Origin of the sequence: Bacillus sp. RZ2MS9, from assembly GCF_001816185.2 — a bacterium.
GTDB classification, from domain to species: Bacteria; Bacillota; Bacilli; order Bacillales; family Bacillaceae_G; genus Bacillus_A; species Bacillus_A cereus.
On the sequence record NZ_CP049978.1, the window covers coordinates 4665849 to 4678529 of the forward strand.

The window sequence follows — 12681 nt, forward strand, 5'->3', positions numbered from 1 at the left end:
TTCCTATTTTGATATAGGTTCCCCTGCAATAGAATGAACTTTTACTTTCTCCGATTTCACAAACCATAGACCGACAAAAATGATAATTCCACCGATGATTTGTTGAAACGATACATATTCATTTGCCCAGACAGCTGCAAATAAAACAGCTACAAGCGGCGTTATATACATATATACCATCGTATGTGACGCCCCAATTTTTTGAACACCAACATACCACATTACTAGACCAAATACTGTTACAAAGAAAATAGAATATAGTAAAGCAAATAGTGTCATTCCGTGAGTAATGTGAAATGGCATGACAAACACATGTGGACCACTTAACAATAATAGCGGAATCGCACCCACTAATGCAGACCATGCTGTAACACGTAATGCTGAATATTTTTTAATTAATGGTCCTGCTAAAACAGGATAAAGCCCCCAGCATATTGATGTAATAAGTCCAATTCCATTGCCATAAAAAGAACTAGTAAGCGAATGTCCCGCTACTAAAACTAATGCTGCACCAACAAAGGCAGTCATAGAACCGATTAACTTTCGAGAAGAAAACTTTTCTTGTTTCAAGAAAATCGCAAATGCAGTTGTAAAAATAGGTGAAATAGAAATGAGTAAAGAGGCATTTGTAGCAGATGTATATTTGACAGTTTCCATAAATAACGTTTGATACAGTACAATACCTACAATGCTAACGATAATTAATCTAGGTATATCCTTTCGCTCCATATAAACCGACTTTTCAATAAAAAAGGTAAGGAGTAACAGAAGCGGTGCCGCCGCCATCATGCGAAGTGCAGTAAACTCAATTGCTGTAAATTCTAAAAGTCCATACTTCGCAATTGTATAGTTAATCCCCCAAATAATAACAACACTTAAAATTAACAACTCAATTCCCCATCTTCTCATGCGTATCCCCTCCGCAAAGAAGATTATACAGAAAATTCAATCACATGTACATTTCATTATGTGAAAAAATCTTTTTACTTTTGAAACGTTTTGGTAAATGAAATTATATCGGCGATTTTCTGAATATATCGGCGCAACTCCATTTATATCGGCGATTTCCCAAATATATCAGCGCAACTCCATTTATATCGGCGATTTTTTCAATATATCGACTTATCAACAAAAATCGACAATAATAGCGACTTATAAAATAAAAAAGGTGATTCCAAAATACATTTTGGAATCACCTTTCCTTTACTATATTCGAACGTGTAACTTCATATTTGGATTATAAAACTGGCTCGGGCTCTTTAACTGAAAAGTTCCTCCACCTTCATGCCAATCAACAGTTAACTTATCATCCATAAATACAAGCTTTGTACGATCAGCGATAAAGTTCATTGTGCTTGATTCAATATCCACATCGCGCTCATCTTTCTCTGCTACAGCTACTAAATCGATAATTCCGCTCATAACACAACCGCAACCTTCATTATCGTAAAATAACTTTATATATTTCGCTTCACCTGGAATCGTATCCATAATCTTTTTATATGCTGCTTCTGTTACAGTAACGTACATATGTTAATCTTCATCCTCTCTTCTCTTATCATTCATATATTGTATCACCATTTTTCTTAAAAGTTATATACAGAAAATTAAGACTAATATACAATGTATGTGATAAAGTTTCAGTAATCGAGCTTTTATGAGTAGTTCATGCAGGAGAAAGGATGTTTACTATCCGTGTTCAAACTACAACGATATCCTATGTTATTAGGTCTATTTAGTAGTTTCTTCATTTCTAGCGGAATGCTATTACAGCATGTACTTCCCTATTCTCCTTCTATTAGCTGGATCCTAGGTTTTATTTGTTTCCTATCCGCTTCTTATTTTGCTACGAAGAATACAAACAACTCATAAAGCAAGAATCATCTTAAGGAGGATTATCAAACATGCCAGCCTTAAAAAAAATAGAGCAATCACTCGATCACTTATTCCAAATTGAAAAATACGGAAAAGATAGTGCCTTTAGTCGATTTATCCCAGCCGTATATGATCCTATCAAATTTCCTTGGCAACAATTTTTCGAAGCAAATTTTGTAGATTTATTTAACGGCCTTATGATGCACGGATCTGAAAATGTAAACAAAGTATTTTTAGCTGTATTCCCTACAGATGACGTTCTTGAAACATTCATTTCACAATCCACACCTGGTGATTTACTCTTTATGCACCATCCCCTTGTAATGGAGTGTGGTGATCCGCTTGGAAGATCTGGTCGCGGTTTCATACCAATTCCTGAAAAATATTTGCAAGGAATAAAAGAAAAACAACTTTCTATATATACATGTCACGTACCAATGGATTTTCATCAAACGCATGGAACGAGTATTTCAATTGCAAAAGCATTAAACGCTACTGTAGTGGACGACTTTGCATATGGAGGTCCAGAACAAGAACCAATTGGCCTTATTTGTGAAATAGATGAAACATCAACAGAAGCACTCCAAAAACATCTAAAACAACTCTTCCAGATTCCTTACACAGACTTCGAAGGTAAACGACATGATTCCATCAAAAAAATCGCAATTATCGCTGGATGTGGCGATGTTGTATCTTTAATGAAGGAAGCAGAAGAAAAAGGTGCTGAAGCATATATTACAGGAGAAATCCATTGCCATATCGACAATGATTACGGCCGACATAAATACTCGCTCATTATGGATTATGTAAAAGAAACGAATATGTCTCTAATTGGTGTGTCACACTCTGCCTCTGAATATTTAGTGAAAGAGACATTGATGTATGATTGGTTTAAAGAAAATTTTGATGTGGATGTTATTTTGCTTCCGCAGGAGAAATGGTGGCTCTAACGCTATCATTTTTTAAATTTATATACACAATACAATCGATCACAGAAAAATAGAGAAATGTGAAAGCACCACCTGTACCAACGTAAATGCTTTCGTTGTGCCGGAAAACAAACCTACTGGTAGCACCGAGTTTACTGGCGCTACCAGTATTACAGCATGAATATATATTCTATTTTTCTAATCACTGACATATAGCAATTCATTTCATAAAAAAAAGACCCGAGATTCGGGTCAACAAATAGAAATATAAATGAACTACAACAAATAACAGACAAAGCCATTATATATTTTTCATAGTAAAACATCCATTATTTTCTTTTTACACTATCAATATATTATTTTTCGTTATCGTCCTCTTTTTTAGAACGTCTACCTAAGAAGAACACAAAAACATTACTTCCAAATAAGTGATGTTTTTTCTATTTAATGCAATGGTAACATAACCTCAACCGTTGTTCCAACCCCAACTTCACTTTCAAAACTCATTTTACCATTGTGGTCTTTAATAATTTTTTCTGTAACTACTAAACCTAGACCAGTTCCTGTTTCTTTCGTTGTATAAAAGGCTTCATTTAACTTTGGAATTTTATCTTTCGGAATACCACATCCCTCATCTTTCACTTGAACGATGATTCCATCTTTTACAGTAACTTTAATCGTAATTGTTCCCCCAACTGACATTGCTTCAATTGCATTTTTGATTAAATTAAAAAAGACCTGTTTTAATCGTTTTTCATCACATGTAATGGACGGTAAGTCTTTACTGTAAATACCTTGTATGTGGACTCCTTGTTTTAAAGCAGGCTTTTCCATAACTCGAATAACATAAGAGATAATTTCTTGTATGTTATGAGTTTCTGATTCTAGTGATTTAGATTTCTCAAATCCACTAAGTTCTGTAGCAATTATATGAATCCGATCTACTTCTTGTTTCATAATATCACTATAAATTTTATCCTCTGGATGCTTGTCGGCTTGTTTATTCACAAGTTTTTTTAAGTTTGCTAAAGGTCTTCTAATCTTATAACCAATAACCGTTGCCATTTTTCCAACAGCTGCTAGTTTTTCTGTCTGTTTTATTTCTTTGTCCATCATCTCAAGCGTACGAACGTAAGACTGAACCCTCAAAAATATAATCCAACATATAATAGTAAATACACTATATAATGCCATTGGGATTAAAACGAGAGAAGATTGAATAATGATTCCTGTAAGAGCGTACTTCCCGACAAGTATCGCTGGAACTAACCAGAAATATCTTTTGTTCACAAAGATTGGTGCGAACAAAATAAAAAATACTTCTACTATATTTCCACCGTCAAATTCCGCATCGCTACCATAATAAATCATAATGTTATGGATACAATCTAATACATTATAGCCAATTAGAATAATATACTTTACCACAAAAACATTCTTCCATTTCATAAAGTATATTCCAATGCAAAACAATACTACCGTCAAAAGGTAAAGCCATAAACCTAAACCATCTTCAAACTTTCCTACGCCTTCTTGCTCTCCCGCGATTAAAGGTACGATAAATTCATAGGCAAGATCATACACAAAAAATATAATAAAAAATAAACTTAAAAATACTTTCAATGCCTTTATTTCTTCATTTTTAAATATATAGCCTTTATTCATATGGTAACTCCTAGCTTTTCTTCCACTTGGATTTCAGTATTTCCACACTTCCTTGGGAGAATGATGTCTATTCTCGTTCCAGTATCTCTTTCACTTGAAATATGCAGCTCACCAAAGTGCTCGGCGACAATTCGATTCGCTACCGTAAGTCCCAGACCAATTTTATCTTGTTTCGTTGTATAAAAGGCTTCTGTAACACGGGTTAAGTTTTCTTGCTTAATACCATGACCATTATCGATTACGCTGATTATTACATATTCTTTCCCTTTATTCTCTAATTGTAAATGTAATATGCCACCTTGTTCCATTGCCTCTAAAGCATTTTTTATCGTATATAAAAAGACTCCTCTTATTTTTCGTTCATCACATTCAACTTCTATTGTTTTTTCTTCCACATTAGAAATAAACTGCACGTTTAATTCATTCATTTTTCCGCGAAGACTTGTTATTACTTGTAATACAATTTTTCCTACATCATGTTTCTTATAAATAGAAGGTTTGCATGTAGCAACTTCCATCAACTCACTTATCATATTATTCATATTTTCTATTTCAAAAATCATACGTTTATAAATAGGATCCTCTTCATGCTTCTCTCGTTGTAATTGCGTAAATCCTTTTAATGAAGCCAGTGGATTTTTAATTTCATGTCCAACAGTCGCTGCCATTTTTCCGATTACTGCTAATTTTTGTGATTCACTAGCAATCGCAATACTTTCCTTTACGGCTGAAAGATATTGTAAAAATCGATTTAAAATGATATATGCAGCTATTAACATAAGTGTACACATAATAAGGAACATAAATGCTTTTATTTCCTCTAATACAAATAAATAAATTAAATATTTTCCTACAATAGAGGAAAGCAAAAACACATAAAATTTTTTATTTAAAAATATGGGTACAAAGAAAATGAGAATAATTTCTATTATATTTGTCGCATCAAACGCCGCCTTATTATAAAAAATATACGAAATTATATTAGCGATTTCTATCCCTATGTATGCAAATATCCATGCATATTTAACAAGGTTTGCCTTTTCTTTTTTCAGTAAATATATATTCACGCATAGTATTGCTACTCCGCAAATAACTTGCCATATTATGTTGTATCCCTTATCCATTATTGATTTATCTTCTAATACGATTGCATAGAAAATTTGATATACAATAACAATGACATATAACACCCATAAAAGGATTTTTGCATTCCTTTCTTCTTCTTTATATGATAGAAAACTTTCTTTCACTTCAACACCCCTTCAAAATAATATCTCGAAGAATACCATTTATTATAATAAATGATTTTCATAGACAAACAAAGATAAATCGAACATTTGAGGAAAATCGTACCAAAAACGCAATATATTTAGACTATATACAGAGCATAAAATCTATGATCATTAATACGTATATTATGGAGGATGTTTTATATAGACGGCCTAAAAAGTAAAACAAAGCTTTTAGAATGGAGCCTATTGATAGAACAGGGGGAGTTTTATGTTTGTTACTGTCGAGAAAGATGTGCATATTTTTGTGCAAGACGTTAATCCTGGTCCAGGTAGTAAGACTGTTTTCTTCGTTCACGGATGGCCTTTAAATCATCAAATGTATCAATATCAACTCAATGTTTTACCAGAGCATGGCTTTCGCTGTATTGCCATGGATATACGAGGGAATGGGCAATCTGATAAGCCATGGACTGGTTACACGTATGATCGATTAGCCGATGATATCGCAATTGTTCTGGAAGCACTTCAAGTAGAGAACGCTACATTAGTCGGTTTCTCAGTTGGTGGTGCTCTTTCTATTCGCTATATGTCTCGCTATAATGGCCGCCGCATTTCTAAGCTCGCATTAATTGACGCTGTCTCCCCCTCTTTCGTTAAAAATCAAGAGTCCCCTTACGGTGTACCGAAAGAACAAGCAAATGCTCTCATTAATCAAATGTATGCTAATTTACCAAAATTTTTAAATGACGTATCTTTATCTTTTTTCAATAGAAACTTAGGGGCTGCAACCCTTGAATGGTTTTCTTATCTCGGTATGCAATCCGCTTCTTATGCCCTTATCAAAATTTTACAAGCAGCTGCAAATGAAGATGTAACGAAAGATTTAAATAAAATTAACGTCCCAACAAAAATCTTCCACGGCGTTCACGACCAACTAATTCCTTACAAAAGTGCTGAGCTTACGCAACAACGAATTAAAAATTCTCAGTTACATGCTCTTACAAATAGTGGTCATGGTTCACCAATCGATCAAGCGGATGAATTAAATAAAGAACTGATAAAATTTTTACAAACATAACAACTGCAATATAAGAATGAAAGTTAACATAATCGTTTTTTATAAAACATAAAATTCACACATTTCTCACAAATACACAAATAAAACGATTACATTTTCATATATACTAAATGTACAAGTAATACTCCCTAAACCCAGCTTGTCTGGTTACCCCGTTAAATACTATGAAAAAAGAACTTGTATCGTTATACAAGTTCTTTTTGTTTCTTTTATTTAAAGAGGATATCTGTACTATATTGATTTCCAACGAGTAAATCATATTGGAGCATTTTATATTGCTCTAACATTTCTTTTTGTTTCTTTGTTAAATCATTGATTACTTCTCCATTTTTATCAACTTTTAATTCATCTCTAAGCACTGGTATTTCCTTATAAAGTTCCGATAAAAATTGATAAAATAAGGATTTATTTAATCCTGCATAATCAAAAATAAGATTAGAAAAATGAATTGGGCTTACTAAACCTAAATTATCATTTGGCATATCAAAGTTTGCATACATTAATAACGGAGTTTGCGCCATCGCTAAACGTTCGCTCGGTGTTTTTTCATTCGTTATATACCCGTTTTCTTTATAAAAAGATTTATTTGTTCCTAATGATGGAAGATGATCTCCAAAGAATACTAATAATGTAGGTCTATCTAAATTATCTAGTTGCTCTATTAAATATTGAAGTGCCTCATCTGAACGTCTTAATCCTTCTGTATACGTCTCTAATTCTCCTTTTGATTCTTCATTTTCTAGACCGCTAATTTCTATTAGGTTTTCACCAAATCGGCCTTCTGTAAATGGAAAATGATTTTGCATCGTAACTGCATGAATAAATGTTGGCTGTTTTTGTTCCTCTAACTCAGCAATTATCTCTTTACTCATCGCTAAATCACTAATATAATCTCCATCAATATCCACATTTTCCATCGTGTCCTCTGCATTAAACTTATCAAATCCTAACACCTTATATACATCGTCACGTTTAAAGAATGTGCGACCAAATGAATGAATTGCACTTGTATAATAACCTTCTTTTTTCAACGCCGTAGGGATTGATGGAACTTCTTTCTTATTTGTAATAACCTGCTGATATGGTATAGAACCTGGCTTTAACAAACTCATTGAATAACTTGTTAATGCCTCAAATTCAACGTTCGCTGTATTTCCCCCAAACGTAGGAGAAATAGTTTGTCCCCCAGGAAAGTTTTCTATATAATGATGCAAATTTGGTACAGGATCTTCACTAAAAGAAAGGTTGGTTACTTTCGTCGGATCCCAAAACGATTCACTCATTACAAAAATAATATTCGGTTTCTCTTTTTTCTTTTGATTCCCTACATTTCCACTATATTGTTTTTTTATATCGTTTGCTATTTGAAGCATATTTTCTTTAGAATAATTTTTTGGTTTTTCCATAACTGTTGTATCTAAATTGCTAATAAACCCAAGTACAAAACCATTTGAAGCGTAGTTCTCATTTTGATTCCACAAAACAAAATCTACACCTGATTTTTGAAATACTTTATTCATAAATGTATTCGCAAAATTACCGTACGCATATAGAACAAAAATAGATCCTACTACTAATAAGGCTCTTATTCCTAGATGAATCTTTACATTTTGAATATACCTTCTCATATATATCCCTGCTACAATACAAGCTACGATACTTACGATAATGACAAAAATATAACTCCAACTAAAATAGTCCATCACCATCGGTATAACAGATTGCATATGCGTAATTTGTGTGAAATCAGAAGGATATAACGGATCACCTCTGAAAATAAGCTTCAAATAATTCACAATACATAAAATGATTAACGTACAGCTCGTTAAAACCATACTTAGAAAAACCTTACCTATTAAATTATATACAAGAATATATATTGCATAAATTACTACAAAACTTAATATAAACTGCATATTATAAAAGTAAATCCAATTCATTGCCTCTATGAAACTCATATTAACTTGCATGACAATATAAAATAACGCTACTGTATGAGCTAATAAAAGTAATATAAAATGCACTCGCAGGGATGCTCTAAGTATAGGCATCTCTTTTTTATTGAAATGCGTAATATAAAACGTTATGCCCCATATGAAAATCATCATAACACTTAAAACAAGCTTTTGATTTAAATGATCTTTCATCATGTCTAAATTAAAAACCTTTAAAATCATAAACAGCATAGTTATTACTAATAAAGTCACCATACTACTTATAATGCTAGAAATTAATATATTTCTTTTTGGAAGATGAAAAAGTGTAGAACCATACTTCAATTCATTCCCTCGTTTCTATGTCTTAATTTCCCCCGCATCGAAAGAACTATTTCTATTAAAATAACATATATTACATATTTCGTCTGCATACTTGCTTCTACCATAAATGTATTGTCTTAATATTCCCTTAATCAACAGTTAAATTGTGGTATACAAATTACTCATTCTTGAAAAACTTAATTTCAGCATTCCACTTTATGATATAATAACTATGTTTTGGAAATCCTTAATACTATTAAAGATTTCACATAAAAATACGAAAGAATTAATAAACAGGCGTTGCACGTTTTTAACAACTATTACTATAACGAAAAGAACCTGCCACAAGACAGGTTCTTTTCGTTATTTTATGATAAAAGAGAAAATCATTAGTATGTGTATTATATAAAAGGAAGCAGCCATATTTTCCATACGATACATACGAGCACTATAACTACAAAATCAAAAAAATCTAATCTCGGTCCTTTTTTCATATTCATATGTAGCCACATATGAAACCATTTTATTTTTGTATATTTATGGATGTTTTTCTTTGCGAATCGGTAAATAAGCATTTGCATAATAAAAAATACGGCCACAAAAATAAATAATAAGATGAGAAATCCAATCACAAAATTCCTCCTATTTTTGTAGCGTTTTTTCTACTATCCGATTTTTCAAAACCCACTCTTCAAACTGGGCACTTCCAAATTCCCAACTAAGATCGCGAGCATGTACAGAAAAAACGTAATAACCGGCATATTCGTCCATAAACCTACCTAACTCTACATCGTCTTTCTGAATACCGTATACTCCAAAATTAAAATACACATCCCATACGTCTTCATTCTTCCTCTTATAAGCGATCGATTCCATATCACATTCTGTCCCGAAATAATCAAGATGTAAATGTACACTATCATCGTATTCGTACTCCATTTTATCACCCCTTATATTTGTACTTCTTTACCACCCAAAAAATTCCTGCTATCTACACTCACATATGGGCACTTACCTACATATCATGCTTGTAGAGTGACTTCTAGGAGGTGTTATATAGTGAAAAAATTAATCGCGATTTTTTGCATCATGTTACTAGCTGTTTTTACTTTTGCTGCTTGTAGTAGTAAAAAAGAAAGTACGAAAGAACAAACTCAAAACATTCGCGTTGGCGAAGTTACCCATTCTCTCTTCTATGCCCCATTATATGTCGGGATTGAAAAAGGATTTTTTAAAGATGAAGGACTAAATATTGACCTACAAACAACAGCTGGTGGCGATAAAACGATGACCACCCTATTATCTGGCGGAATTGATATTGCTCTCGTCGGTTCTGAAACGTCTATTTACGTTCATCAACAAGGAGCGAAAGACCCTGTCATTAACTTTGCACAGCTTACACAAACAGATGGGACATTTTTAGTTTCACGTAAAAAACTAGACTCTTTTAATTGGAATGACGTAAAAGGTGTTACATTTTTAGGACAGCGTAAAGGCGGCATGCCGCAAATGGTTGGGGAATACGTTTTAAAGAAAAATGGCATTGATCCTCGGAAAGATACGAACTTAATTCAAAATATCGAATTTGCTAATATTGCAAATGCCTTTGCATCTGGTACAGGAGAGTTTGTGCAGCTCTTTGAACCGACTGCAAGCATATTCGAAAAAGAAGGTAAAGGTTATATCGTCGCTTCATTCGGAAATGAATCTGGTACTGTTCCTTATACAACGTTCATGGCAAAAGAAAGTTTCTTAAAGAAAGATAAAGCTGCTGCTGAAAAGTTCACACGTGCGCTCTATAAAGCACAGCAATGGGTTGATACACATAGTCCAGAAGAGATTGCTGATGCTGTTTCTCCGCTATTTAAAGACACTTCGAAAGACATTACAGTAAAAGTAATTGAACGGTATAAAAAACAACATTCTTATGCGACAAATCCACTACTAGATGCGGAAGAATGGAAACAGCTCCAAACGATTATGAAAGATGCTGGTGAATTACAAAAAGAAGTCCCACATGAAGCGCTCGTCAATACAAAAATTGCCGAAAGCGTTATTAAGAAATAGAGGCGAAGTGTATGAGTTTTTTACAAATACGTAACGTTTCTCACTGTTTTTTCGCAAAAGAGAATGCCAAACTTATTCTCGAAGATATGAGCTTACAAGTGGAAGAAGGCGAATTTATTTCTATACTCGGCCCAAGTGGTTGCGGTAAAACAACGCTCCTCTCAATCATTGCTGGACTACTTGATCCAATTGATGGTATCGTCTTTTTAGATGGTGAACCAATTACAACGAAAACTTCATCTATGGGATATATGTTGCAGCAAGATTACTTATTCCCGTGGAAAACAATTGAAGAAAATATTATGCTTGGACTTCATATTCGAAAGATTTATGATGAACAGATGAAAGAACATACTTTAAATCTTTTAAAACAAGTCGGTCTACATGGGGTAGAAGGACAATATCCTCGTGAACTATCCGGCGGTATGCGTCAACGTGCTGCTCTCGTTCGAACGTTAGCAACTGATCCGAAAATTTTATTACTAGATGAACCATTCTCCGCACTCGATTATCAAACGAAATTAAAACTAGAAGAACTCGTTTTCAACTTACTAAATAAATATAAGAAAACATCACTACTTGTTACTCACGATATTGAAGAGGCGATTGCGATGAGTGATCATATTTATTTACTGCAAGCGAATCCTGGAAAAATCGCAAAAACCTTTATCGTCCCGGAAAGTATCCGTTCTTTATCACCGTTAGAAGCACGCCATCACTACGATTTCCCAGCCCTCTTTCAAGATATATGGAAGGAGCTGGAACGACTTGGATAATATAAAACAACTACATGAACAATTTCGAAAGAAAGAACGCAGGCGTGCTTGGATTGCTCGCTCATTACAGCTTTTACTACTTATTCTTTTCTTTGCACTATGGGAAATAGCTAGCAAAAAAGAATGGCTCGATCCTTTACTCTTTAGTTCTCCTTCGAGTATTTGGGATCTCTTCTTAACGAAATGGATCGACGGTTCACTTTGGGTCCACATATGGACGACATTGCTGGAAACAGGAGTAGGCTTCATTCTCGGAACGGTACTCGGTGCTATTATTGCCACGTTTCTTTGGTGGATGCCACTTCTAGCCCGCGTACTTGATCCTTACCTCGTCGTCCTAAATGCAATGCCAAAAGTTGCACTCGGTCCAATCATCATCGTTATTTTCGGTCCAAACATTTCATCTTCTATCGCAATGGGAGTAATCATTTCCATCATCATTACCATTCTCGTTATTTACAGTGCATTTCAAGAAGTCGATTCTAACTATATAAAAGTGATGGACACATTTGGCGCAAATAAATGGCAATGTTATAAGCAAGTCGTTCTCCCTGCATCCTTTCCAGCAATTATCTCAACGTTAAAAGTAAATGTTGGTTTATCCTGGGTCGGTGTTATTTTCGGAGAACTTCTCGTTTCCAAACAAGGACTTGGCTACTTAATTAGCTACGGATTCCAAGTCTTTAACTTCACACTCGTCTTACTTAGCGTACTACTCACATGTGTTCTTGCAACTCTTATGTATGTATTTGTTGAGGCATTTGAAAAAATTCTAATTGGAAAAAGAAAAAGAAGCTGACT

The 12681-nt window shown here is 33.7% G+C and carries 12 protein-coding genes; 5 read left to right on the forward strand and 7 right to left on the reverse strand.

All coding sequences use genetic code 11. The features are described from left to right. Window positions 1-3: 3 nt before the first annotated feature. Together BHV55_RS23820 and BHV55_RS23825 are read right to left on the reverse strand one after the other, a co-directional pair. Window positions 4-909, reverse strand: a complete 906-nt coding sequence (locus BHV55_RS23820; RefSeq protein WP_001255414.1) for a DMT family transporter — start codon at window positions 907-909, stop codon at window positions 4-6. Between the two features lie 297 nt (window positions 910-1206). Continuing rightward, on the reverse strand, window positions 1207-1530 hold the full coding sequence (locus BHV55_RS23825; protein WP_070757016.1) for an iron-sulfur cluster biosynthesis family protein: 324 nt from the start codon (window positions 1528-1530) through the stop codon (window positions 1207-1209). Between the two features lie 374 nt (window positions 1531-1904). Between BHV55_RS23825 and BHV55_RS23830 the strand changes: the two genes are divergently transcribed. After that, complete coding sequence (locus BHV55_RS23830; protein ID WP_001111121.1) at window positions 1905-2825, forward strand: Nif3-like dinuclear metal center hexameric protein; 921 nt, start codon at window positions 1905-1907, stop codon at window positions 2823-2825. A gap of 423 nt (window positions 2826-3248) precedes the next feature. On the opposite strand, the gene BHV55_RS23835 is transcribed toward BHV55_RS23830, so the two are convergent. Then, on the reverse strand, window positions 3249-4469 hold the full coding sequence (locus tag BHV55_RS23835) for an ATP-binding protein (protein WP_001032638.1): 1221 nt from the start codon (window positions 4467-4469) through the stop codon (window positions 3249-3251). Further along, window positions 4466-5719, reverse strand: coding sequence for an ATP-binding protein (locus BHV55_RS23840; protein ID WP_061138903.1), 1254 nt, complete (start codon window positions 5717-5719; stop codon window positions 4466-4468). The genes BHV55_RS23835 and BHV55_RS23840 overlap by 4 nt, the downstream gene beginning before the upstream one ends. Before the next feature lie 250 nt (window positions 5720-5969). Between BHV55_RS23840 and BHV55_RS23845 the strand changes: the two genes are divergently transcribed. Further along, window positions 5970-6779: an alpha/beta fold hydrolase gene (locus BHV55_RS23845; protein ID WP_070757017.1), complete on the forward strand. Its 810-nt coding sequence runs from the start codon at window positions 5970-5972 to the stop codon at window positions 6777-6779. Window positions 6780-6988: 209 nt separating this feature from the next. On the opposite strand, the gene BHV55_RS23850 is transcribed toward BHV55_RS23845, so the two are convergent. The 3 genes from BHV55_RS23850 to BHV55_RS23860 form a co-directional block, all read right to left on the reverse strand. Further along, window positions 6989-9058, reverse strand: a complete 2070-nt coding sequence (locus tag BHV55_RS23850; protein WP_061138901.1) for an LTA synthase family protein — start codon at window positions 9056-9058, stop codon at window positions 6989-6991. Window positions 9059-9438: 380 nt separating this feature from the next. Next, window positions 9439-9669 carry a hypothetical protein gene (locus BHV55_RS23855; protein WP_061138900.1) on the reverse strand — a complete coding sequence of 77 codons (231 nt, stop codon included), beginning with the start codon at window positions 9667-9669 and terminating at the stop codon, window positions 9439-9441. 10 nt (window positions 9670-9679) lie between these two features. Next, window positions 9680-9976 carry a DUF3986 family protein gene (locus BHV55_RS23860; RefSeq protein WP_000455580.1) on the reverse strand — a complete coding sequence of 99 codons (297 nt, stop codon included), beginning with the start codon at window positions 9974-9976 and terminating at the stop codon, window positions 9680-9682. A 120-nt stretch (window positions 9977-10096) separates the two neighbouring features. On the opposite strand from BHV55_RS23860, the gene BHV55_RS23865 reads away from it, so the two are divergent. Genes BHV55_RS23865 through BHV55_RS23875 form a run of 3 tightly spaced genes read left to right on the forward strand, consistent with a single transcriptional unit; the run spans window position 10097 to window position 12679 of the window. Further along, window positions 10097-11104, forward strand: coding sequence for an ABC transporter substrate-binding protein (locus BHV55_RS23865; protein ID WP_000733152.1), 1008 nt, complete (start codon window positions 10097-10099; stop codon window positions 11102-11104). An 11-nt stretch (window positions 11105-11115) separates the two neighbouring features. After that, complete coding sequence (locus tag BHV55_RS23870; protein ID WP_070757018.1) at window positions 11116-11880, forward strand: ABC transporter ATP-binding protein; 765 nt, start codon at window positions 11116-11118, stop codon at window positions 11878-11880. Then, window positions 11873-12679 carry an ABC transporter permease gene (locus BHV55_RS23875; protein WP_048568022.1) on the forward strand — a complete coding sequence of 269 codons (807 nt, stop codon included), beginning with the start codon at window positions 11873-11875 and terminating at the stop codon, window positions 12677-12679. The genes BHV55_RS23870 and BHV55_RS23875 overlap by 8 nt, the downstream gene beginning before the upstream one ends. Window positions 12680-12681 lie beyond the last annotated feature (2 nt).

Coding starts and splice junctions, on each gene's coding strand:
- BHV55_RS23825 (WP_070757016.1), bottom strand. CDS start 1,530: ATGTACGTTACTGTAACAGAAGCAGCATATAAAAAGATTATGGATACG.
- BHV55_RS23860 (WP_000455580.1), bottom strand. CDS start 9,976: ATGGAGTACGAATACGATGATAGTGTACATTTACATCTTGATTATTTC.
- BHV55_RS23830 (WP_001111121.1), top strand. CDS start 1,905: ATGCCAGCCTTAAAAAAAATAGAGCAATCACTCGATCACTTATTCCAA.
- BHV55_RS23835 (WP_001032638.1), bottom strand. CDS start 4,469: ATGAATAAAGGCTATATATTTAAAAATGAAGAAATAAAGGCATTGAAA.
- BHV55_RS23820 (WP_001255414.1), bottom strand. CDS start 909: ATGAGAAGATGGGGAATTGAGTTGTTAATTTTAAGTGTTGTTATTATT.
- BHV55_RS23845 (WP_070757017.1), top strand. CDS start 5,970: ATGTTTGTTACTGTCGAGAAAGATGTGCATATTTTTGTGCAAGACGTT.
- BHV55_RS23870 (WP_070757018.1), top strand. CDS start 11,116: ATGAGTTTTTTACAAATACGTAACGTTTCTCACTGTTTTTTCGCAAAA.